This window comes from Pelosinus fermentans DSM 17108 (genome assembly GCF_000271485.2).
Taxonomy (GTDB): Bacteria; Bacillota; Negativicutes; order DSM-13327; family DSM-13327; genus Pelosinus; species Pelosinus fermentans.
In genome coordinates this window covers 2,320,326-2,345,336 of sequence record NZ_AKVN02000001.1, presented here as the reverse complement: position 1 = coordinate 2,345,336, position 25,011 = coordinate 2,320,326, and the positions used below count along the sequence as shown (strand labels likewise).

Sequence of the window (25,011 nt, the reverse complement as noted above, 5' to 3'; positions counted from 1 at the left end):
AGGAATGTCGCAGGTAAATGAATTCACTTTAGCCCCTCTTTCCAAAGTTCAGCTAATTTCCAGCGAAATTCAACTTTTTCGTCTTTCTGTTCTGTACCACTAATAACTTCCTTTGGCGGCAATGCAGTCGCGTTAGTAATATCAATAAAACAAAGAGGAGGAAATAATACGCACCACCAATTTTTCCCTTGCGCCTTCCCTATAAGTACACGCACTGCCTCATATTTTCCAGCCGGCAATACCAAATTACCATATGATTTTATAGGAAAATCAAACATGCCTAACTCTATCGCTACTGACTCATGGGATCCATTCATTGCCACGACCTTTTCCGCCACTGCAGTAAGCTCGCCCTGATGTTCCAATACAACCTGCCTTGCCATTTCTTTATCAATAACAGTTTCTAAATGCGGTGCTAAATAAGCAATAACGGCATCACGCACTTTTAACTTTAGCTGTTGATCAGATGCACTATCACTATTCGCGAGTACATGTAAACGTATGAGATTTTCCTTACCGAGCGATACGGGTAAATTGTCTTGTCCATAGTAAAGCAAAAAACCCCATCCAGCCACAATGAAAAGAACGATTAGCAAACCTCTTCCCCATACTGTATTATACTTCACAATCAATTTCTCCCCTATTCATTTATATATATTTGCGCATATGGCTAAGAGCCGCTTTTTCTAATCGTGAAACTTGCGCCTGAGAAATTCCGATCTCATCAGCCACTTCCATTTGTGTTTTTCCTTCAAAGAAGCGCAAATTAAGTATATGTTTTTCCCTATCGCTTAATCTATGCATTGCTTCTTTGATTGCCACCCCTTCTAGCCAATTAAAATCTAGCTGTTTATCATCACTAATCTGATCCATTACAAAAATAGGATCTCCACCATCATGATAAATTGGTTCAAATAAAGATATTGGTTCTTGAATTGCATCGAGGGCAAAAATGATTTCTTCTCGTTGAATTTTAAGCTCATCAGCAATTTCTTTGATGGACGGCTCACGTGAATGTCTGTTGACCAAAGAATCCCTTACCTGCAGAGCCTTATAAGCAATGTCTCGCATTGAGCGACTAACACGAATTGGATTATTATCTCGTAAATACCGACGTATCTCACCAATAATCATAGGCACGGCATAGGTGGAAAATTTCACATTTTGCGACAGGTCAAAATTATCAATGGCTTTCATCAAACCAATACAACCGACCTGGAATAAATCATCTACATATTCGCCTCGGTTATTAAATCGTTGAATAACACTCAGTACCAATCGTAGATTACCATATATTAATTGTTCTCTTACAGACAATTCTCCATTTTGAAGCACCACAAATAGTTCACGCATCTTAGTGGCGGAAAGCACCGGGAGTTTCGCTGTATTTACGCCGCAAATTTCTACTTTATTAATAATCATTTTATTCCCCCCATTGGTTTCCATAGTCCATTTGAATTATTACCATACATGAGCATTATTGCCATGGATAGTTAGTTTTATTCATCCTTGCTACAATAGATAAACAAATGTTATGAAAACCAACGAGCTCTTACCAAAATAAGCCTTGCAGCTATATTTCTCATAAAAATAAAAATACACCTCATCAGAGGTGTATTGGATAAGTTGAAATCAATCTTCTACATGGCAATCATCAGGGATGGAAGCTAGGGGTGAACGGCGTTACGTCGGAAGCAAGCGAACCCCCATATTCCATCCTGGCAGACTAAAATCTATATTCAGGTTTCTCAACGCATTGCATATAGACAAAATCTTTATCTTATCGTTATTCCATACGCATAATTTCTTTACGCAAGCGCTTGATAATTCTCTTTTCGAGTCTAGATATATAAGACTGAGATATTCCCAACATATCTGCAACTTCTTTTTGGGTACGCTCTGCTCCGTCATCATGCAAGCCAAATCGCAGCTCCATAATACGCCTTTCTCGTCCGCATAGTTTATTCATAGCGGTATGCAGCAAAGTCTTATCCACTTCTTCTTCAACAGATTTATAAATAATATCGTTTTCTGTACCTAACACATCCGATAAGAGTAACTCATTACCATCCCAGTCGATGTTCAAAGGTTCATCAAAAGATACTTCCGCTCTGGTTTTGCTATTACGCCTAAGATACATCAAAATCTCATTTTCAATGCATCTCGATGCATATGTCGCTAACTTTATGCGTTTTACAGGATCAAAAGTATTTACAGCCTTAATCAAACCAATTGTCCCTATACTAACAAGATCTTCTATTCCCACCCCTGTATTTTCAAACTTGCGGGCAATGTACACGACTAGACGTAAATTTCTTTCAATAAAAATACTTTTAACCCCTAAGTCGCCTTTTTGCAAGCGAGTTAATAAAAATACTTCTTCGTCATTACTTAAAGGGGGAGGCAATACTTCTGTACTACCGACATAAAAAACCTCATCAGCCGCTAATATTCCCAATCTTTGCAACAAACAGATCGTCTTTAGTTTGATCACTATTTTAATGATAGACCATGTTATGCGCATATACTTGCCCCCTCTTTTTTGTATAACTCATTGATTATCTGAGGATGTAATAAGCCAGCATATGTTCCATCCTCTGATAGAGCACCACTATAAATTCCAATTACCACATTCTGAATCCTTATTTCTGCTGTACCTGATAGCGATACAAGTAAGGCATCAGCTCTAAAAGCGAGCAACATACTGCGGCTTCCAATGCCATGGTAAGGAATTATTTGTGTACGTGATAGCCATTTTTCATCAGTACACTGGGATAAGTTCACCAACCACATTTCTGGTACATTTTCTTGTAAAAAAGTTACCACATCCTCACTTAAAATTGACGCTATAACATATTGACTAACTAAAACCACTGGTTTATGGCCTATTGTAGTATATAAACTGTTACCTGTATCAAGCATGGCTGTTAACTCAACCACCTGCCCATTATATTCAATTTTCACTTGATATAGACTTTGCTGCCGAGTTGTACTCGATAACATACGCCGTATGATAGTAACAATCAAAATAGATCCTAAACAACTTCCCCATAATACATTTTCCCAGGATAAAGTTGTAAGAATTCTGATCAGCGTATGAGAATAATGATTCACTTGCCAGAAATAAACCCATCCAACAATAGAACCACCTAAAATAAAGGATACAACATAAAAAGATGCTAACAATAAAAATGATCTGCGTTTAGATGTATAGCCAAACGCTATATAAATCAGCAGGCATGACATTACTAATTTAGCGATAGCGGTATGACAGAACTCCATACTAGGCAGCATACCGATTAAGACGTAGCAACCCCCTACTGCAGCTGCTAATACTATCCGCCAAAATTTATATGTAGCCCCTACCGTCCAAGCCGTTAACATTAGAATCATACTATTCATCATTATATTAATAATAAAAAGCACATCAGCATAGATATACATCAATAACCTTCCTATCATCATAAACGTAACAGCAATATACATTTTAATAATAATCTATTGTTTCATTGCATAAGTTATTCTTATTATAACAAGGTGATCTTTATTTTTTTGTAGAAATATGGTTTTTTCTTCCAACTTATTTGTTGCATCAATTGCTGCTTATTTTTTTAATCCTAAACAAAAAAGCATACAAAATTTAATTTTGCATGCTTTTTTTATTACATTATTCATTTATATTCTCGCATTAACATAAGAGAAGAGGTTAATATTAACGTCTCATCCATGTTGGTATATCTAAATCACGTACTTTAAAAGGTTCTATCGTTGTACTCTCCAATTTTCCTTTTACTACACTAAGAGGCTTACCGTCAAACCCTGTAGCAATTACAGTTACACGAACTTCATCCTGAAAATTTTCATCAATGACTGCGCCAAAAATAATATTTGCTTCAGGATCAACTGCATCAGAAATAATCGCAGCAGCCTCATTTACCTCTAGTAAACCTAAACTCGGCCCTCCTGTAATATTCAAAAGAACTCCCCTGGCGCCTTCAATCGAAGTTTCTAGCAAAGGACTCTTTATTGCCGCTTCAGCTGCAGCTACTGCTCGATTATCGCCTGAACCATATCCAATCCCCATTAGGGCTGAACCCGTATCAGTCATAATGGTCTTCACATCTGCAAAATCCAAATTAATAAGCCCTGGTACAGCAATTAGATCCGAAATCCCTTGTACCCCTTGTCGTAATACATCATCAGCAATGCGAAAAGCATCGATCATAGAAGTACGCTTATCAGCGACTTGCAATAAGCGATCATTCGGTATGGTAATCAGAGTATCTACTTTTTCTTTCAACTTTGCGGTTCCACTTTCAGCTTGCGCCTGACGTCTCCGACCTTCAAAAGAAAAGGGTTTCGTGACAACACCAACCGTTAATGCCCCTACCTCTTTAGCACACTCAGCAACAACAGGAGCTGCACCAGTACCCGTACCGCCTCCCATTCCTGCAGTTACAAAAACCATATCAGCACCACGCAATGCCTTTATAATTTCTTCACGACTTTCTTGAGCAGCTTTTTCACCAATGTCCGGATTGGCACCTGCTCCAAGTCCTTTGGTAAGTTTTTCGCCAATTTGTATTCGATAAGCTGCCTGAGAATGCATTAATGCTTGTGCATCTGTATTTACTGTTATAAATTCTACGCCATGTAGACCAGCAGCAATCATCCGATTTACAGCATTATTTCCACCACCGCCAACACCAATTACTTTAATTGCAGCAAATTGATCTAAATCCATATCTAATTCAAGCATGGAATTTCCCCCTTATAGTCACAAGATTTAGTTTTTTAAAAAATTTCTACACTTACTCATCAATGACCGCCAAGGATTACTCTCTAGAATAACTTGGGGTTTTGGCAAATTCTTTCCTGCATATTTTAATATCCCATAACAAGCTGCATTTTCAGGAGAACGATATTCTAAAGGCAGTTCTTGATGAATGACAACTTGAACCGGTATACCAAAGGTTGCTTCTATGCTCTGAACAAAACCAGACATAGCCCCACAACCACCAGTAAGAAAAATCTTTTCAATTTTATTTTCTGCCAAAAATATTTTACTATGCTCATGCATTAAATAAACAAGTTCACAGATACGACTCTCAACAATTTTATATAAAAAGTCATAAGAAACATGCTTGTCTGTAGTACCATACGCGTTACAATCTAAAATGATCTCCTGCCCCTGTAGTTGTTTATTTAGCTTTGCATAATATTTCTTAATCTCCTCAGCATGTTCCCAGGAAATAGCTAATCCTCGCATAATATCACTTGTAATATAATTTCCACCTAGAGGTAACGCTGTAGTGAAATCGATATGCCCCTCTTGGTACAAGATTAACTCTGTACTCCCCGCTCCTATATCTATCACTAAAAAGTTTTTAGCAGGCACTGGAATTATAGCTTCTGTAACAGCAACAGCATTAGCAATTACACTAACAACATGTATACCTAACGTTTCAATTTCTCTGACCAGATCATTGAGTGTCATTTTAGGTATACTTACAACATGAGCCTCCACTTCTAAGTGAGAACCTTTTTCCTGTAGTGGCAATCCATTTTTTCTTTGTTTATCAACAAAAATCTTCTGTGGCAATACATGTAACACTTCATGATCATCAGGAATAGCAACCAATGCTGCAGCTCGATACACACGATTCACGTCATCTATTGTAATGCTACTTGGAGCTGAAGGAGCAATGCTGCCAATACTATTTACTGCATTAAGTTCCATACCGCCAATGCCGATATAAGCATCCTTAACAGAAAGATCAGTAGCCATTACTGCACAGTCAACAGCTTGTTCAATAGACTTAACCAATAGATTACAATTGGAAATTACACCTTTTGCAAAGCCATTTGTTGTCATTTGGCCGCTACCAGCGATTGTTACATGTCCATCTAGACCAATTTTTCCAACAAATATTTTAATATTACTTGTACCGATATCAATTCCTAAGATATTTTTGCTATCCATGGCTAACCTCGTTTGAAGTATTCTACACCATACTCCTATTTCAACATAAATACTAAATTTCCTTTTTTTATTGTAATAAAGAGACAATTATCCTACTAATATTTTTTAAAAGTCTCATTATAGCAAATTAGCACCTTGATTATCCTTTTATATTTAAAAAAGACTTGGCGTAGGCCAAGTCTTCAGAAGCTCTAACGATTCTAACTCCTTATTATTTCCTTAAAAAATAGCGTCGAATGATTGCTAAGTTCTGGAATATCCGTAAACCAAAAGCTAATAGTGCAACATAATATAAATCAATACCCAAACCTTCACCAATGTACACTAATCCAGCAGCCATTAATGCATTTGTAAAAAAACCTGTAATAAATACAGTATTATCAAATTTTTCTTCCGCTCCAGCCCGTAATCCGCCAAATACAGAGTCCAAAGAAGCTAATAAAGCAACTGACATGAATTTTGCATATTCAACAGGTATAGTAAGAGGGAAAAAAACACCTAAACTAATACCAATAATAAGTCCAACCAATGGTAAAGCCACTATTTACCACCATCCTTTATTGGCTTGGCATATTCAAAGCGAAATGCGCCTTTATATGCAGGAACATCTACTACATCTTGTTTTTTCAGACTGACTTGAATCCCCCAAAATTGCAATGTCTCTATTACTCCGCCTCTCATCTTAAGGGAATTTTCTAAGGTTTGCGGTTCACCAATCACCAATATTTCATATGGTGGCGAATAGCGTGTATTATTTACCGATAGCGTTGGCCCAGCACAACGTACTTCTGATGTGGCAATTAGCCTCTGCCCATTAATAGAGATCGCCTCTGCACCAGCTGCCCACAATTCATTAATTACCTTTAACATATCTTCATCATGAATTAAATATAAGTTCGGATTTTCTCCTGGTTTCGATAATCTTTTGCTATCGTCAATTGTTATACTAAGACCCGTGCCTCTTACAGCCACTACACCAGCACCCATTTTAATATTTTCGCTTTCTTTCGTCGCAGATTCGGCTCCTGTCGTCTGTCTTAATTCATATACTTGTTTAAGTAGTACATCACGTTCTTTTTCAGTTTGACTTAAGCGTTGCGATAAGTCCTCAATACGCTGAAAAGGAATACTTGATCGGATATCCTGGGCCGTACGAAATTGTACCGCTAACATAAACCCCAGTACCACGCATACCAAGGCAATAGCAGCTTGTCCTTGTCTAAGCTTCAGCAATTTCTCGCTCTCCTTTTTTTAAACTATATTTTTAGTATTCTTGAAGTTCCTCACCTTCTAAGGTTTTAATTTAATAAAAGGCGAAGCGTAGGTAAGATCAATATATTCTACATTTATTTTTTTATCACTAATTTCATGTAAAATAGTATTTGTTAATTTAACTTTATCAGACAATCTTTCACTACTGCCCAAACGTATCTGCACGGATGCAACTGTATAAGCACTGATTTGCTCTGGTGATATTACATTTACCTCAGAGATTTGATTCAAAACTGGTTCATCCAGCAATGATAAATAGTGTACAACACTTTGAATCGTTGGATTTTCAATTTTGTCACTTACATACTCATTATCTAATCGAATTCCTGTTATCATAGGCACATTCATATTTTTTAAATTTTTGAAAGCGGCTAGTACAATGCCTTGGGAATCCAATTCTAAGAATCCATAGCTACTAGTGACATACACGATCGGCTTTCGTTCCTTTATATGAATGACTATAGTTCCTGGAAAGCGTCGTGAAATTTCAACCTCTGCAATTCTTAAGTCATTAAGTAAGCGATTTCTTATATCCGATGTGTTTAAATTAAATATATTCAATTTTTCAGGAATGTCGGCGATATGGTATACATCATCCACAGTTACATAATTATTGCCTTCAACTACTACTTCCCCTATAGTAAAGTAAGATGACTTGATAAATAATAGTCCAGCAATCAGTATAACCAGTACTAAAATTAATCCAATAAACCCTTGATTCGGCCTAAGGCTTTTATCTTTCGGTGTATACTGCAATGATTCTAGATCCCCCATATAATCGCTCCTTGAAATAACGTTAATAACTATAAGTATAAAAGTAATGATACAACAATTCTAAGCATAATACAATTATAAAAAAGCAGACAGTATGTTGATACGGTCTCCAATAATTACCGATTCAGTTAGCTATGAAAAGAAGCATACCTCCTTAGCTAACTGAATATTATTGAATCCATACAAATACTGTCTTGCACCTACAAGGAAATAATATTTTATATTATTTAGTCTCTACTAGACACAGTAATTCTTCACATAATGCACTAAATGACATTCCTGCAGCCGCTGCTGCTTTCGGTACTAAACTAGTACCTGTCATTCCAGGTATCGTATTCACTTCTAGCACATACGGATTATTATCATCATCAAGCATGATATCCACTCTGGCAATGCCACAGCATCTTAATGCATGAAAAGCCTCTAAAGCCACTTTTTGCACAAGGAAAGTGGTTTCCTCTGATAATTGAGCTGGCACAATATATTCAGTAGTTCCCTTTGTATATTTAGAATGATAATCATACCTCCCTGAAAAAGGAACTATTTCAATCACAGGCAATGCCTTTAAGTCATTATTGCCTAAGATTGCAACGGTAAGTTCTCTTCCTTTTATAAATTCCTCAACTAAAATGGTATCGCTGTATTGGAAAGCCTGCTCAATTGCCTGAGACAAATCTGCACTTTTTTCAACAATGACAACACCAATGCTAGATCCCTGAGATGAAGATTTTACTACAACCGGTATGCTAAAACCAGCAATAATTTCTGTTACTAAATCACGGCTTAAGTCGGCTTTTGTAAATAAAAGAGAACGAGGTGTCGGAATGGAGGCCGACAAAAATATTCGTTTAGAGATACCTTTATCCATAGCCATCGCACTAGCTAACACTCCTGACCCAGTATAAGGGATACCTAACAATTCAAGTGCTCCTTGTAATACTCCATCTTCACCATATTGACCATGAATCGCATTAAAAACAATTTCAATTTTTTCTTTAGTTAACTGTTCTACAAAACGTGCAGGATCAAGATCAATACCTACTGCACCTTTATATCCGCTTTCCTGAAGTGCTGTTAAAATGGCTTTACCTGTATTTAAAGAAACCTCTCTTTCCGCTGATGGCCCCCCATTACCACTGCAATTCTTTTGCTCTTCATACTATAAATCCCCCTAGTCCTTTTTATGGCGTGAAATATTTGCACCTAAACTTCTAAGTTTTTCTTCTAATGCTTCATATCCCCGATCGATATGATATACATTTTCTATTTCAGAAACGCCTTCTGCTGCTAAAGCCGCTAGAACTAATGCTCCACCAGCCCTAAGATCATGGGCAGCAACGATGGCTCCTGTTAATTTGGGTATACCGCGTATAATAGCAGTACGACCTTCTACTTTTATTTTAGCTCCCATACGCATTAATTCATCTACATGTTTAAAACGATTTTCAAAAATTGTTTCTGTTATAATACTCGTTCCTTTGGCATTTGTTACTAGAGATAACATCGGTGCTTGCAGATCCGTGGGAAAGCCTGGATATGGCAATGTTTTAATATCAACACCACGCAAATCTCCCCCTCTTACCCGGATTGAATTGTTTCCTGTTGTAATTTTTACACCAATATCTTTTAGCTTATCTGTCACGGAAAAAATATGTTCTGATAATATATTCTCTACAACTACGTCACCATGGGTAATGGCTGCTGCAATCAGAAACGTACCTGCCTGAATGCGATCAGACATTACAATATGTTCAGCAGGCGTTAATTTCTTTATACCATCAATTCTAATAGTATCAGTACCAGCGCCGATTACTTTAGCACCCATCTTATTAAGAAATACTTGCAAATCATATATTTCTGGTTCGCGGGCTGCATTTCGAATTATCGTTGCACCATTAGCTAGTACTGCCGCCATCATAGCATTTTCTGTAGCACCTACACTAGGATAATCAAAATTAATTTCACCACCAGTCAGGCAAGCAGCTTGTGCTTCAATAAATCCAAAATTTTCTTTAACGGATGCCCCAATTTTTTCCAATGCCTTTATGTGCAGATCAATGGGCCTTGGGCCAATCGCACAGCCTCCAGGATAAGAAAGTTTTACTTTATGAAATCGGCCTAACAATGGTCCCATCAAAAAGATAGATGCTCTCATCTCTCGCATTAAATGTTCTGGAATATCCGCATCCTGTATATTGGATGTATCAATTAACAATGTATCCTGTTCTCTAATAATTTTAGCCCCAAATAAGGTTAGAATATCTTGCATAACTTTAATATCTCGTAAGTAAGGAACGTCATGAATAATGCTTACACCAGAACATAATAGTGTTGCTGCCATAATCGGCAATATCGCATTCTTGGCTCCACTTATCCTAATCGTTCCATTTAACTGTACTTCCCCCTTGACGATAAATTTCTCCACCGTCTTCCCCCTCCTAGAAAAGTACAATCACCCTATACATCAATTAGAAAACTTGGCTTACACCAAGTATCATCACAAATTTAAACAATCACTTAATTATGTATTAAATGATATTATAGAAACCCACTTTTCATAGAAACAAATGTCTCCCTTAGGGGAGACAAATTCTATAACTACTGTTTTTGCACTAAGGTTTCAATTAGTTCTTCCCCTACACAGTAAACATTTCCAGCTCCCATGGTAATAACCAGATCACCAGGTTCCACAATTTGACTAAGATACCTAGCTATTTTATCTTTATCCGCAATATAAATTACCTTCTTACTCGTTTGGCTTTCAACCTCCTCTTTCAAGACCTCACCTGTAATCCCCGGAATTGGTGCTTCTCCCGCTGAATACACATCAGTAAGAACTAATATATCACTTGATTGAAAAGCAGAGCCAAATTCATTACGTAAAAATGCAGTACGTGAATAACGATGAGGCTGGAATACACAAATTAACCGATTCGGCTCTGTCTGGCGGGCTGCCAATAACGTAGTTGCAATTTCAGTAGGATGATGAGCATAATCGTCAATGATCCAAACTCCATTAATCCTAGCCTTCGTTTGAAAGCGGCGTTTAGCGCCTTGAAAATGAGCCAATCCTTCTGCAATTTCCTGGAAAGTAAGACCAATATTTAAACCAACAATGACAGCTGCTAAAGAATTCCCTACATTATGTCTTCCTGGAACATTTATTTTAATAGACCCTAATAACTGTTCATTATGATATACATCATAAGTAGTCGTGGCTCCTTGAGTTGAAAGATTCCGCGCCATATATTGAGCAGTATGATCAATTCCATAAGAAATATAGGGACGATCTACTTCATTTACTAAATTTCGAATATTCTCATTATCAAAGCATACAATACCCAATCCTATATTTGGTGGCAATTTATGTAAGAATTTTTTGAAAGTATCTAACACATTTTCCATCGTTTTATAAAAGTCCATATGATCATTCTCAATATTCGTAACTACGGCAATATGGGGTGAAAATTTCAAGAAGGAACCGTCGCTCTCATCTGCCTCAGCGACTAAATATTGACCTGATCCCAGTTTCGCATTACCATTTAAATAATCAACTTCACCACCAATAATTACAGTCGGGTCCACTCCTGCATGTTCAAGCATAACGGCAATCATCGATGTCGTTGTCGTCTTACCATGAGCACCAGCAACAGCAATTCCCTTATACTGCAACATTAAATATGCCACAATATCTGCACGATGAAAAACCGGAATTTGTTTTTTCCTTGCCAATTTAACTTCAGGATTGGTCTCAGGAATAGCTGTTGATATTACGATTGCTTGAGAATCTTGAAGATTCTCTTCATTGTGTCCTAAATATATATGAGCTCCTATTTTTTCTAGTTTAGCAGTAGTCTCAGATTTAGTAAGGTCAGACCCTGAAACAATATATCCCATTTGTAGTAAGACTTTGGCAATTGCGCTCATACCAGCACCACCTATGCCAACAAAGTGAATTTTTTTTATATCTTTTAGCAAAAAATGTCTCCCCTTTCTTGGGCACCCTTACCTATCAGCTCTTATGCGTGTTTTATAGTATGCAGATCATCACAAGGGTGTTACAGCTTAATGTATAATGTTATTTAATCAGATTAAGAGCCATCTGGGCAATACTCTCAGCAGCCTTAGGACGACCTATTTTTTTGCTTGCCAGAGACATCATATCTAATTTTTGCGGATTATTAATTAATTCATTAATACTATTAATTAATATATCAGGATTGAGTTCTTTGTCATGAATGAGAATGGCAGCTCCTTGCCGCTCCATCACCCTAGCGTTATACTCCTGATGGTTTTCTGCGGCGAATGGATAAGGAACTAATATCGATGGAACCCCTCTTGCTGTTAATTCAGCTAATCCCAGGGCACCCGCTCTAAAGATCGCAAGATCTGCTACGGCTAGTGCTTGAGGCATATTGTATAAATATGGTTTGATGATAATATTACCAGCTGCCGTTATATCTATACCACATTGCGTAAATTTTCCAACTATGCCATTATACTCGCTTTGCCCAGTAACATGCAATAGTTGTATCTCCTTGCTGCCTGCAAAAAACTGATGAACCTTTATCATGGCCTGGTTAATGCTGCGAGCACCTCTGCTGCCGCCGGATATTATTATCGTACGTTTGTTCGGGTCAAGACCAAGAGCCGCTATGCTTTCTTCTCGGCTGGCAGATATAACTTCTTGCCGTATGGGATTTCCAGTAAAAAACAGTTTATTTTGATTTGGAAAGTTTTCACTTGCTTCTGTAAACCCTAAAGCGATTTTATCGACAAAACGAGATAAAATCTTATTCGTAATACCAGGAATTACATTTTGTTCCTGAATCATTGTTGGAATTTTAAGCAGACTGGCTGCCAATAAAACAGGCCCACAAACATAACCGCCTGTCCCAATAACAATATCGGGCTTAAACTGCCGGATAATTTTCTGCGACTGCCAAATACTTCCTATTGTTTTAGCTATCGTTTGTATATTCTTTACCGACAAGCGCCTCTCAAATCCTGCTACATCTATAAACTGAATCGTAAATCCTTCTTTAGGTATAATGTCAGCTTCTAAACCACTTTGGGTACCTATAAACAATACTTCGCAGTATTTAACTTTCTCTCGTAACGCCTTAGCGATAGTAATGGCGGGGTAGATGTGGCCACCTGTTCCCCCGCCAGACATAATAATCCGCATATCGGACTTGCCCCCTTAACTCTAAAAACTTCAATTATTTTATCAGAAATTCTTACCACCTGCCACCCTATTTATCATGAATATACCTTGATACATTTAATAATATTCCTACCCCGAGCAAAGTGAAAATTAATGCAGATCCACCAAAGCTAATAAATGGTAAGGGGATTCCTGTTACCGGCATAGAAGCTGTAACCACAGCTATATTCATCAACGCTTGCATAATAATCATTGTAGTTAAACCAGCAGCTAATAAACTTCCATAAATATCTGGTGCAGAAATAGCTATTTTAAATCCACGCCAAGCGAATAAAAAGAACAATAAAATTACAGTTACTGTACCAATGAAACCAAGCTCCTCACCTAGAATCGCAAAAATAAAATCGGTATGAGGCTCTGGCAGATATAAAAACTTTTCTCTACTGCGTCCAAGTCCCACACCGAACAAACCACCTGAACCAAGAGCATAAAGAGATTGGATAATATGATAACCCGTATTGAGAGGATCAGCCCAAGGATCATTAAAAGCCAGTAATCGTTTTAGACGATAAGGCTCTAAGATAATGGCTGCAATAATTCCAGTAACACCAACAAGACCTAGAGAGGTTAAGTGAGATAATCTTGCACCTGCAGTAAACAACAATATAAACACTGTCCCACCAATTGCTAATGCTGTCCCAAGATCAGGCTCTTTTAGAATTAAGCCAAAAATAACTAATAAGATAAGTAATTGAGGTACAACCCCTTTGATAAATGAGCTTATTTTTTCTTGATTGCGAGCTAAACTAGCGGAAGAATATAAAACCATGCTTAGTTTGGCAATTTCCGATGGTTGTAAATATAAGGAACCAAATCCAAGCCACCTGCGCGCTCCATTTACGACTTTACCAAATCCAGGTACAAGTACCAAGATTAAAAGTACTATTGTTAATAGCAATGTAGGTTTTGCAAATTTGCGCCATACATGATAATCCACATTTAGAGTTACCAGCATTACCGTGATTCCCAGAGTTACCCAAATAAGCTGTCTCTTTAAAAAATAATAACTATCATCAAAGTTGACATAGGCTGAGACTGCGCTCGAACTATACACCATTACAACACCAAAGCTTAATAATGCAATAACAGCAAAAAAAAGAATAAAATCCGGCGACTTAGGTCTAACCGCCAAAGGAATTCCCTCCCATCATTGAATGCCACTCACATTCAACTCAACAAAATTATCCAATGATATTTTCTTATAATTCATAAACTAATCTTTTGAATACTTTTCCCCGTTCTTCATAGCTAGTAAACATATCATAACTGGCACATGCCGGAGATAATAACACGACTTGCGGTTCCTTTGCAAGGTGATATGCTAATTGTACAGCTTCAGACAAACTATTTACATTATGGATTTGCGATACATCATGCTGAAATGCCGCTGCTTCAAATCGCTCTTGAGCCTCACCTAATAAAATTAAATGCTCCACCTTTTCTTTGATCAATTTCATAAAAGCAGTTAAATCCGTATTTTTATCCCGTCCGCCTGCAATTAATATGATAGGCTCTTCAAAAGCCTCTAAAGCTTTAATTGATGACTCAGGATTCGTTGCTTTCGAGTCATTATAGTAAGGCACACCATTAACCACTGTTACTTTTTCAATTCGATGTTCAACACCTGTAAAATTGAATAAGGTCTGCACCATAGAAATTAAAGTAACACCTGCAAAGAAGGCAACACCGCAAGCAGCGAGAACATTTTCAATATTATGTCCACCTCTAAGTTGTATTTTACTAATTGGACATACAATATATGTTTTTTCTTGCCACCTAATAATAATCATTCCATCTTTTACAAATATTCCTGAATCTAATTCTACCTTCCTGCTAAAAAAGAAAACTTTAGAGGGAACTTTATTCGCCATTTCCCGTACAATTATATCATCATAATTTAGAACGATATAATCGTCTTTTGTTTGATTTGCAAAAATACGTTCTTTCATCGCAATATAATTCTCTAGCGAATGATGGCGATCCAAATGATCAGGGGTTATATTTAAAATAGCAGCCACACGAGGCCTAAAATGAATACTGCCTTCTAATTGAAAGCTGGATATTTCAGCTACAACTATACCATTTTCCCCCACTTCAGCCACTTCTTGTGACAAGGCTAAACCAATATTTCCCCCTACAACTACATTGCGATCTGTTGTTTTTACCATTTCACCGATCAATGTTGTTGTTGTCGTCTTACCATTTGTACCTGTAATCGCCACAATAGGCGCTGTACACAATTGATATGCTACTTCAATTTCACTCATGACTGTAATATTTTTAGCTTTAGCTATTTTTACTAATGGAATTTCAATTGATATCCCAGGAGACAGTACGATGTAGTCTATATCCTGAAGCAATTCCTCTCCCTGTTGACCCAACGCCAGAGTTACTCCACATTGATGTATAGCCGATAAATCCTTATTCTTTAATAATTCTGCTGATTTAGAATCGCTTAATGTTACCTGTGCTCCACGGTTTTGTAAAACACAGGCAACAGAGATACCACTGATACCAGCACCAAGTACTAAGATCTTTTTTCCCTTAAAATGCATTTTATATTCCTCCAGTTTGACTAGCGACTAGAATAATTAAAGCAATAAGACTGCAAACAACGCCTGCTAACCAAAATACCGTAACTACTTTTTTTTCAGACCAACCTGACAATTCGAAATGATGATGTATGGGACTCATACGAAATACGCGCTTGCCTGTCAACTTAAATGAAACCACTTGAATAATTACAGAACAGGCTTCAAGTACAAAAACTCCCCCAACAATAACAAGCAATAGTTCCGTTTTCGTCATCACTGCCACAGCAGCCAAGGCTCCCCCTAAAGCCAATGAACCAGTATCCCCCATAAATACTTTGGCAGGATTTGCATTATATTTCAAAAAACCAAGGCTTGCACCAGCTAATGCTACACAAAAAATAGCCAAGTCAGGTTTTGCAAAGCTCATAGCAATAACCGCATATGCTACTGCTGCCACCGTAGTCGTTCCAGCAGCCAAGCCATCAAGCCCGTCTGTAAGATTCACAGCATTAGTAGTACCTATCAACACTAAAAAAATTAACACATAGTACAATGGACCAAAATCAACAGTAAAGCCTAATAATGGTACCCATACATCAGTACCCCGTCCCATATAAGTAGTAACAATATATGCTAAGGCAACAGCCATAAAAATTTGCCCTAATAGTTTTTGCCTTGCTTTTAGCCCTAACGAACGTTTTAAGACAACTTTAATAAAGTCATCTAAAAAACCAATTAACCCATGCCCAATGGTTATAAATAAGGCTAACCAAATTTCCGGGCTCTTACCACCATAGATAAGAACAGGAATAATAAGAGCAATTAAGATAATAATACCGCCCATTGTCGGTGTACCAGCTTTAGCATAATGACTTTCAGGACCTTCTTGTCTAATACTTTGCCCAAACTTCAACCTGCTAAGTACAGGAATTATCAGGGGTCCGATAATTAAAGCTATGATGAATGCCATCGCTGAAGCATATAACAACTCCTGCATATTCAACCTCCAAACCCTTCAGATCCTGTTTTAAAAATATTTTTATTAGACGCTTAGCATCTCTGCATTCTTAAAACAGCTTTTATAAGAACATATTAATAATCTTTTCCATCTTCATTCCTCTTGATCCTTTTATCAAGATCGTATCACCAGGCATAAGCAGCTTCTTTAATTCTGCTTGCGCTTGCTCATGATCAGAGCAGTCCACAACCTGACTTATACCGCAAGAACTCGCTTTATTAGCAATGCTGGCTGCTAACTCTCCGACTGTTACAACAATTTCAATCCCGCATTGAGCTAGTTTTTCCCCAATGGCTTCATGAGCGGATACTGCAATCGGTCCTAATTCTAACATATCGCCAAGCACAGCCACTTTGCGGCCTTTTGCAACTTCAAGCATTGTATCAATAGCGGCTGCCATAGACATGGGACTCGCATTATATGCATCATTCACAACTAAGTAATCACCAAATTTTTCAATGTGTAACCTCATAGGGCTGGCATTAAAAGCTCTAAATCCGGAAGAGATACTATCAGCATTCATTCCTAATTCCATGCCCAGTGCAATTGCAGCTAAAGCATTATAAACATTATGTTTACCAGTCGTTGGTATGCCTACTGTAAAAGCATTATTATTCGTGCGGCACACAAAATCTATACTCTGGGCGTTTATATGAATGTTATCCGCCCTAATATCGCCTTCTTGCAGCCCAAAAAATACAATACGACTCTTTGCTTCTTTGGCCTTTTCCCGCACATAAACATTATCACCATTTAATATCGACACACCATTTTCTGGTATTGCCTCCAGTAATTCCGCTTTAGCTGCAGCAATCTCTTCCATGGATCCCAGCAATTCAAGATGAGTCTCACCAACATTTGTTATGATAGCAATTGTGGGCAATGCAATATTGGCTAATTGGCGAATTTGCCCCTTGCCTCGCATCCCCATTTCCACCACTGCCACCTCATGTTCCTGGGTAAGCTGCAGCAATGTCAAAGGCAACCCGATTTCATTATTATAATTTGCCTCTGTTTTTAATACATGAAACTGATTGGATAAAACAGCTGCAGCCATATCTTTTGTAGTCGTCTTGCCATTGGATCCGGTAATCGCCACGACAGGAATAGTAAAGCGCTGGCGGTGAAAACGTGCCAAATCTTGTAACGCCAATAAAGTATCGGTAACGAATATAGCCGTAATATACTGGGGCAGTGTCATACCTTTATGGCTAAAAACAACACCACTCGCACCCTTTTCTATCGCTTGTTGAATAAACTCATGGCCATCAAAATTTTCACCAATTAGCGGAATAAATAAGTCACCTTTTTGCACCGTACGCGTATCTGTAGAAACGCCTGTAAATCCCTTTGGTTGTGCAGAAACAATTAGCGTTCCTTTTGTAGCAAGACAAACTTCTTCAACTGTAAATCCTGCCATTATTTCATCTCCTTGATGATGGCTTTTACTACTTCTTTATCATCAAATGGAATGGTTCTATCTTTTAGAATCTGGTAGTTCTCATGTCCCTTACCAGCAATAATTACAATATCATCCGTTTCAGCTACAGATAGGGCACGCTCAATTGCTTGGCGCCTATCAACAATTTTCTCATAAATCTTTCCTGGTGTCAGCGAATCCTGAATACCTACTTCAATCTCACTCAAGATACTCTGGGGATCTTCCGTTCGAGGATTGTCAGATGTAGCAATTACAATATTGCCATATTGTACAGCTAATTTCCCCATAATTGGTCTTTTCGTCTTATCGCGATCGCCACCACAACCAAAGACTACAATAATACGTTTTTTAGCGATTTGTTTGGCAGTTTTTAAAATATTTTCCAGCCCATCCGGCGTATGAGCATAATCTACAATGATACTAAAAGGTTGCCCTCCATCTACCAGCTCAAATCTGCCTGATACGCTTTGAAACGCTTCCAAAGCAGCTTTAATAATAGGAACATCAATACCCTCAGCCAAAGCTGCACCTACTGCTGACAAAACATTATAAACATTAAACAATCCCGTTATTTTGAGTTGCAATGGCATAATGCCAAAAGAACCAATAATATCAAATTCCGCGCCTTTCGCTTGAATATTCGTATTTTTAGCCTGTAAATCCGCATAATTTTCAATACCGTATGTAATTGTGTTGCATCCCGTACGTTCTAATATAAATGCAGCAGCCTTATCATCTGTATTAATAATAGCTGTCTTGCCCTCTTTCTGATTATCCTTACTACTAAGTAATTGAAATAATCTTGTTTTCGCTTCTAAATACCCCTCAAAGGTTACATGAAAATCTAAATGATCGCGAGTCATATTCGTAAAGATACCAACATCAAATTCACAACCAGCCACTCGATTAAGAGCAAGAGCATGGGAAGACACTTCCATAACTACGTAATCCATATTAGCCTCTGCCATCTCGGCTAACAGTCTTTGTAAATCAATAACATCAGGCGTAGTATTTTGAGTAGGTATTATTTTATCACCAATACTGTTTTGAATCGTCCCGATCACTCCTACATGAAACCCAGCCTGTTGTAAGATACTTCTGATTAAATAAGTGGTGGTGGTTTTACCATTTGTCCCTGTAACTCCAATCATGCGTAATTTGCAACTTGGATATTCAAAAAAATATGGAGCAATCTTGATCATCGCTTCTCGAGTATTCGCTACTTTTATAACTGTTAACCCCTGAGGAATGATATCAATATCTTTTTCAACCAAAACGGCTACTGCGCCTTGGTGACAGGCCTGCACAATATAATCGTGACCATCTGTTTTAGCACCAGATAAGCAAACAAATAAAGTTCCTGGTGTGATTTTACGAGAGTCCTGAGCTAAATCTGCAATTACTGTTTCTGCGACTTTCTCATTTCCTTCTATTATCGCATTTGGTAATAAATCAATTAATTCTTGCAATTTTTTTTTCATGAGAATACCTCCTATATGTCAACTATTATTACCATTGTTACCAATATTATCATAACCATGTGCAGATTACCATATCAGCAAACTTTCTATTACTTAAAATTACTTATTTATCCTTTTCCAGTACATATTTTTCTCTTTTTACTTTTTAAAAAGTTATTCAAAGAACATTGTAATTTCACTTCCAGGCAATACCTTAGTGCCTGCTAAAGGTTCTTGTTTTATCGCTTTTGTTCCCACCCCTATAGGTTTGATTCGTAGTCCCACCTCAGCTAATGTATCTGCCGCCTCACGCAGCGACTGTCCGGTACAATCAGGAACTGTAATCTCTCCTGCACCGTATCTTGGGGTCATCGTATATAATAAGACACTAGAATCTTTTGGCATACGGCTACCCGGTTTTGGTATCTGATCCGCCACACGTTCACCTGACTCCTCAACTCTTACAGATAAGCCTGATTTTTTCAGTTCCTGCGTTGCTTCTGCAACTAATAAGTTTATAACACTTGGCACAACTACGTGAGTTTCCTTTGTTGTATTTGCATCTGCTTCTGCAATTTTTGGTGCAATCTTTAAATATTGTAAGACATCATTCATTATGCCAGTAAAAACAGGAGCTGCTATTTGGCCGCCATAATATAAGCCTACAGGTTCATCAATAATGACAACCATTACAATCTGCGGCTTATCAGCTGGCGCAAACCCAACAAAAGAAGCGACGTATTTGCCTGGCATATATCCTCCGGCTCCGACTTTCTGAGCGGTACCAGTCTTACCTGCAATACGGAATCCTTCGATATAAGCATTCTTCCCCGTACCATTTGCTACAACACTCTCTAATACTTTTTTAACTTCCTGAGCAGTTGCCACATCAACAACTTGATTGATAATATCCGGGGTGAAGCTGCGTATAATTTCGCCATCTTTCCCTTTTACCTCCCGAACAATCTGGGGTCTAAGCCTCTGCCCGTCATTAGCCACTGCTGCTACTGCTGTTACTAACTGCAGCGGCGTTACAGCTATACTTTGCCCCATAGACATGGTAGCAATATTAATCGGCTTAACCTGTGATTTCTCAATAACGATCCCTTTTGCTTCCCCTGGTAAATCAACATTCGTATGTTTTCCTAAACCAAAAGCAGTAAAATATTTGTAAAAAGAATCAACACCTAATCGAAGACCAACATTTACAAAACCTACATTACAAGAGTTTTCAACTACCTCTTGAAAGGTTTGGCTGCCATGCCCGCCATCTTTCCAGCAATGAATGGTTCGTCCCTGAACCTCTACAGATCCTGGATCAAAAAAGCGTTCATTAAGACTCACTACTTTCTCTCCTAATGCTGCTGTTGTGGTAAGAATCTTAAAGGTAGATCCTGGCTCATAAGCATTAGAAACAGCAATATTTCTCCATAGTTTTGGTGAAAATTCTGCAAAACGATTTGGATTATAATCCGGTCGATTCGCCAAGGCTAGTATTTCCCCAGTACTAGGTTCTATAGCAATAATCGTAGCTGCCTGCGCCTTGGTGTCTTGCATTACTTTTTCAAGCTCTCGTTCAATAATTTGTTGAATTACAATATCAATGGTTAGATAAATATTATGCCCTTCTACCGGCTTTATAAATTGATGAGATGCATAAGGTATTTCCTGTCCTCGAGCATCATACTCCACCACAATACTTCCGCTGCGTCCCTTCAAATAGCTGTCAAAAGTTAATTCTACTCCGTCTAACCCTTGACTATCAATTCCCGTAAACCCCAGTATATGAGCTGCTAGATTATCATTAGGATAATAACGCTGATTTTCCTGGGTCAATCCGATTCCTGGTAAATTAAGCATATGTATTTCTTTGGCGATTTCTCCATCTACTTTCCGCTTCACCCAAGTAAATGCCTGACGTCTTTTCAATTTTGCCGTTAATTTATCCCTGTCTAACGTCAAAATAGCAGCCAATCTGGCTGCCGTTCCTTCTACATCTACTATTTCAGCTGGTATTGCGTATACAGATTCAGAACTTATACTCACACCAAGCTCTCTCCCATTACGATCAAAAATAGTACCCCGCTTTGCCTCTACGGGAATATCTCTCACCCGCTGGTCGATAGCATTTTCTGTTAACCAATTGCTTCTGTAAAATTGGAGATACATTAGACGAAAACCAAGTCCTGACATAATTACCGCAATCAGTAGAAAAAGACAGGCCACCCTTTTCCTAATGGTAACATGTGATGATGACGCCAATGGGCACTCCCCCAATTTTTAATTATTGACTCTTACGATTTAGCAGCATACTTACTATACTTTTTTCTCCTTCGGTATTCAAATTAGAACTTTTTGATGAACTTTCCGCACAATATATATTTTGCGGCATTACCATACCTAGCTGAGTTGTAGCTATACTCTGAATACGCTGCGGTGACTTTAATTTCGCAATCTCTAATTGCAATAATTCATTTTCTTTTTCCAGTTTAATGACTTCTACTTTCATTTGCACTAACTCATAACCAGAGCGTATAATTGCTTCGCTTGATGCAGTTAAAAACATGGCTGCTACTATAATCATAGTAACTATTGTTAAGCATTTCACTCGTAGCGCAATATCAGGTTTTACTAAATACTTTTTTTTAATGGATGGGACTTCTGGTTGTTGATAAATATCCCAATCTTGTTTTTTATTTACTAACATGTATATTCCCCTTCCTTAAAATTAGAACAATTGTAGTTCCCATGATATTACACCAATTTTTATAAATTTATTTTTTCCGCTACGCGCAGCTTAGCACTCCGCGCCCGTGGATTCTCTTCTAACTCATTCACTGATGGAACAATCGGTTTACCTAAGATTTTAATCTGCGGTTTATTATTACACATACATATCGGCAATGCTTTTGGACAAATACATCCTTTTGCCATCATCTGTAAAGTCTGCTTCGCAATCCGGTCTTCCAAGGAATGAAATGTAATAATACACAATCTCCCGCCCAAAGCAAGTCTCTCTATGGAAGTTGTAAAAGCATCTTTTAGAATTCCCAGCTCATTGTTTACTTCAATACGTATGGCCTGAAATGTTCTTTTCGCTGGATGTGGTCCATCGCGCCTTGCTGCTGACGGAATCGCCCTTTTTATGATATCTACTAATTCTCCAGTAGTTTCTATCGCTTTACCACTTCGAAATTCAATGATGAACTTCGCAATTCTCTTGGCCCAACGCTCTTCTCCATAAGTAATAATAATATCTGTCAATTGATTTTCCGAATAATTATTCACAATATCATAAGCAGAAAAATCACTATTTGGATTCATACGCATATCTAAAGGTGCATCTTGCATATAAGAAAATCCTCTTTCAGCAATATCCAGCTGATGTGACGATACCCCTAAATCAAATAATACGCCGTCCACCTTATTTACTTCTAACTCATCTAAGACAAGTCCAATATTTTGAAAATTATTCTGTACGATATCGACTCTGCACTTGGAATTGGACAACTTAATTTTTCCCGTTTCTATCGCAGCTGGATCCTGATCAATGCCAATGAATCGCCCCGATGTCCCCAATTGTTTGACAACATGTTCAGCATGTCCACTTCCACCTAATGTACAATCAACATAAATACCTTCAGGATTCGTTACCAATGCAGACACACTCTCTTTTAATAACACACTAACATGATGAAATTCCACAGTAGTCACTCACCCCATTCAAATTCATAAGCACTATATTTTCACACTATATTCAACTTTATATACCTAAATCAACTAAGCTTTCAGCAATTTGGGCTACTGTAGGAGCAATCTTTTCATTATAAGCATCCCAGCTGCTGCGATTCCAAAGTTCAATACGATTTGAAACGCCAATCACTGTGACATCTTTATCAAGTTGGGCATATTCCCTAAGAGTATTAGGCAGTAATATTCGCCCTTGTTTATCACAAGAGATCTCCGCTCCACCAGAAAAAAAGAATCGTACGAAGGCTCTGGCTTCAGGTTTTGCTAGCGGTAATTGCTTTAGCTTGCTTGCTAAAATATCCCATTCCTTTTTTTCATATATAAACAAACAATTATCAAGGCCTTTGGTAACAATAAAATTTTCTCCCAACTCCTCACGGAACTTGGCAGGTAAAATGAGTCTTCCCTTATCATCAATCGTATGAAGGTACTCACCCATTAACATAATTTTACCACCACCATTTTGATTCCTCTACCACTTCCCACCACAATTACCCACTTTTAGTGTTCTATCTTTATAAAATAAAATCCTTCTTAATCCTTAAGGAATTCTTCATCATTTAAAAATAAAAGACAAAAGACCCATCTTCAAAGTCTTTTGTCCTAGTTCTTATCTGAAATATTTAATTTTTTATAATACCCAGTTCTTCTAAGACGGGTGCACCGTTTAAGCGAATGAAGAAACTTCGAAACGTTTTTTGCCCTTTAAAAATAGGAATACGCTGCAAAAGAAACACATCGCTATCAGCACTAACCTGCCCATATTCAATGGTGAATGCGGCCTTATATCCTGTTTTTCTCACCATGTCTTCAATTTCTTCATTATAAGTGCCCGTTGGATAGGCAAAATACTTGGGAGCCTTACCTAATTGGCGGGCTATTTCATCACGGGATTGGCTAAGTTCATCTAGAACTTGTTCCTTCGTAAGACCTGTAAGGGATTTATGATTTGCAGTATGAGAGCCAAAAATCATACCGTTTTGCTGCATTTCTTTTATTTGATCCCAAGTCATAAACCGCTCATCTTTACTAATAAAATTCGTGACAATAAAAATAGTTCCTGTAAAACCGTATTTTTTCAAAATAGGATATGCATTTGTATAATTATCAAGATAGCCATCATCAAAGGTAATCAAAATCGGTTTGTCCGGCAATGGTTTACCCGATTTTAAATAAGCCATAAGTTGATCAGGAGTAATCGTATGATAACCATTTTGATATAAATACTCCATTTGGTCTTCAAACTCTCGTGGTGAAATAGATAAAGCATGATTTAATATATCCACTTTATGATAATTTAAAATAGGTACTTCTTGAAGATTAATAGGATTGTTTTTATTATAGCTTGCTACTACTGAATGGGTACCGATTTTAGAAAGGGCAATCAAGAAAAAAATAATTATTAAACCTATTACAATATTAATTTGCCCCTTTTTTATATTCAATTTTTGCCACCGCCTTTTATCATATGACCCCTATTTTATCTTTATCTACAATATTCTACCTCTCTTTTGCAAAAAATACTAGCCTCTAGTTCGTATAAAATAGTATC

22 protein-coding genes and 1 pseudogene are annotated in these 25,011 nt (G+C 37.6%); all 23 read right to left on the bottom strand.

The window, feature by feature from the left end; genetic code table 11:
* Positions 1-23: 23 nt before the first annotated feature.
* Positions 24-626 carry a stage II sporulation protein R gene (gene spoIIR, locus FR7_RS10655; protein WP_007934731.1) on the bottom strand — a complete coding sequence of 201 codons (603 nt, stop codon included), beginning with the start codon at positions 624-626 and terminating at the stop codon, positions 24-26.
* A gap of 22 nt (positions 627-648) precedes the next feature.
* The gene (sigG, locus tag FR7_RS10650) at positions 649-1,422 is read right to left on the bottom strand and encodes an RNA polymerase sporulation sigma factor SigG (protein WP_007934732.1); all 774 of its coding nucleotides are present in this window, start codon (positions 1,420-1,422) and stop codon (positions 649-651) included.
* Between the two features lie 364 nt (positions 1,423-1,786).
* Positions 1,787-2,524: an RNA polymerase sporulation sigma factor SigE gene (gene sigE / locus FR7_RS10645; RefSeq protein WP_007934734.1), complete on the bottom strand. Its 738-nt coding sequence runs from the start codon at positions 2,522-2,524 to the stop codon at positions 1,787-1,789.
* Complete coding sequence (spoIIGA, locus tag FR7_RS10640) at positions 2,515-3,444, bottom strand: sigma-E processing peptidase SpoIIGA (protein ID WP_007934736.1); 930 nt, start codon at positions 3,442-3,444, stop codon at positions 2,515-2,517. Before spoIIGA ends, sigE begins: the two co-directional genes overlap by 10 nt.
* A 268-nt stretch (positions 3,445-3,712) precedes the next feature.
* The gene (gene ftsZ, locus FR7_RS10635; protein ID WP_007934738.1) at positions 3,713-4,759 is read right to left on the bottom strand and encodes a cell division protein FtsZ; all 1,047 of its coding nucleotides are present in this window, start codon (positions 4,757-4,759) and stop codon (positions 3,713-3,715) included.
* A gap of 27 nt (positions 4,760-4,786) precedes the next feature.
* Positions 4,787-5,983: a cell division protein FtsA gene (gene ftsA, locus FR7_RS10630; protein WP_007934740.1), complete on the bottom strand. Its 1,197-nt coding sequence runs from the start codon at positions 5,981-5,983 to the stop codon at positions 4,787-4,789.
* A 211-nt stretch (positions 5,984-6,194) separates the two neighbouring features.
* Positions 6,195-6,524 carry a small basic family protein gene (locus FR7_RS10625; protein WP_007934743.1) on the bottom strand — a complete coding sequence of 110 codons (330 nt, stop codon included), beginning with the start codon at positions 6,522-6,524 and terminating at the stop codon, positions 6,195-6,197.
* Complete coding sequence (locus FR7_RS10620; RefSeq protein WP_007934745.1) at positions 6,524-7,216, bottom strand: DUF881 domain-containing protein; 693 nt, start codon at positions 7,214-7,216, stop codon at positions 6,524-6,526. Before FR7_RS10620 ends, FR7_RS10625 begins: the two co-directional genes overlap by 1 nt.
* A 57-nt stretch (positions 7,217-7,273) precedes the next feature.
* Positions 7,274-8,029, bottom strand: a complete 756-nt coding sequence (locus FR7_RS10615) for a cell division protein FtsQ/DivIB (RefSeq protein ID WP_007934747.1) — start codon at positions 8,027-8,029, stop codon at positions 7,274-7,276.
* 223 nt (positions 8,030-8,252) lie between these two features.
* Positions 8,253-9,187, bottom strand: a pseudogene (locus FR7_RS10610) (D-alanine--D-alanine ligase).
* Positions 9,188-9,200: 13 nt separating this feature from the next.
* Entirely contained in the window at positions 9,201-10,454 is a 1,254-nt protein-coding gene (gene murA / locus FR7_RS10605) for a UDP-N-acetylglucosamine 1-carboxyvinyltransferase (RefSeq protein ID WP_007934750.1), read from the bottom strand.
* Positions 10,455-10,627: 173 nt separating this feature from the next.
* A complete protein-coding gene (murC, locus tag FR7_RS10600; protein WP_007934752.1) occupies positions 10,628-12,007 on the bottom strand; it encodes a UDP-N-acetylmuramate--L-alanine ligase in 1,380 nt (459 codons plus the stop codon).
* Positions 12,008-12,107: 100 nt separating this feature from the next.
* The gene (gene murG, locus FR7_RS10595; RefSeq protein WP_007934754.1) at positions 12,108-13,217 is read right to left on the bottom strand and encodes an undecaprenyldiphospho-muramoylpentapeptide beta-N-acetylglucosaminyltransferase; all 1,110 of its coding nucleotides are present in this window, start codon (positions 13,215-13,217) and stop codon (positions 12,108-12,110) included.
* 67 nt (positions 13,218-13,284) lie between these two features.
* Positions 13,285-14,388 carry a stage V sporulation protein E gene (gene spoVE, locus FR7_RS10590; protein WP_007934756.1) on the bottom strand — a complete coding sequence of 368 codons (1,104 nt, stop codon included), beginning with the start codon at positions 14,386-14,388 and terminating at the stop codon, positions 13,285-13,287.
* Positions 14,389-14,455: 67 nt separating this feature from the next.
* Positions 14,456-15,811 carry a UDP-N-acetylmuramoyl-L-alanine--D-glutamate ligase gene (gene murD, locus FR7_RS10585; protein WP_007934757.1) on the bottom strand — a complete coding sequence of 452 codons (1,356 nt, stop codon included), beginning with the start codon at positions 15,809-15,811 and terminating at the stop codon, positions 14,456-14,458.
* 1 nt (position 15,812) lies between these two features.
* Positions 15,813-16,787: a phospho-N-acetylmuramoyl-pentapeptide-transferase gene (gene mraY / locus FR7_RS10580; protein WP_007934759.1), complete on the bottom strand. Its 975-nt coding sequence runs from the start codon at positions 16,785-16,787 to the stop codon at positions 15,813-15,815.
* A gap of 82 nt (positions 16,788-16,869) precedes the next feature.
* Complete coding sequence (locus FR7_RS10575) at positions 16,870-18,228, bottom strand: UDP-N-acetylmuramoyl-tripeptide--D-alanyl-D-alanine ligase (RefSeq protein WP_007934760.1); 1,359 nt, start codon at positions 18,226-18,228, stop codon at positions 16,870-16,872.
* The gene (locus FR7_RS10570; RefSeq protein ID WP_007934762.1) at positions 18,228-19,730 is read right to left on the bottom strand and encodes a UDP-N-acetylmuramoyl-L-alanyl-D-glutamate--2,6-diaminopimelate ligase; all 1,503 of its coding nucleotides are present in this window, start codon (positions 19,728-19,730) and stop codon (positions 18,228-18,230) included. The genes FR7_RS10575 and FR7_RS10570 overlap by 1 nt, the downstream gene beginning before the upstream one ends.
* A 153-nt stretch (positions 19,731-19,883) precedes the next feature.
* On the bottom strand, positions 19,884-21,971 hold the full coding sequence (locus FR7_RS10565) for a stage V sporulation protein D (protein WP_007934764.1): 2,088 nt from the start codon (positions 21,969-21,971) through the stop codon (positions 19,884-19,886).
* Between the two features lie 22 nt (positions 21,972-21,993).
* Positions 21,994-22,416 (bottom strand): cell division protein FtsL, encoded by a 423-nt coding sequence (gene ftsL / locus FR7_RS10560; protein WP_007934765.1) that lies wholly within the window; start codon positions 22,414-22,416, stop codon positions 21,994-21,996.
* Between the two features lie 59 nt (positions 22,417-22,475).
* Positions 22,476-23,414 (bottom strand): 16S rRNA (cytosine(1402)-N(4))-methyltransferase RsmH, encoded by a 939-nt coding sequence (gene rsmH, locus FR7_RS10555; protein WP_007934766.1) that lies wholly within the window; start codon positions 23,412-23,414, stop codon positions 22,476-22,478.
* A 58-nt stretch (positions 23,415-23,472) separates the two neighbouring features.
* Complete coding sequence (mraZ, locus tag FR7_RS10550) at positions 23,473-23,904, bottom strand: division/cell wall cluster transcriptional repressor MraZ (protein WP_007934767.1); 432 nt, start codon at positions 23,902-23,904, stop codon at positions 23,473-23,475.
* A 178-nt stretch (positions 23,905-24,082) separates the two neighbouring features.
* Positions 24,083-24,904: a polysaccharide deacetylase family protein gene (locus tag FR7_RS10545; protein ID WP_007934768.1), complete on the bottom strand. Its 822-nt coding sequence runs from the start codon at positions 24,902-24,904 to the stop codon at positions 24,083-24,085.
* Positions 24,905-25,011: the final 107 nt, after the last annotated feature.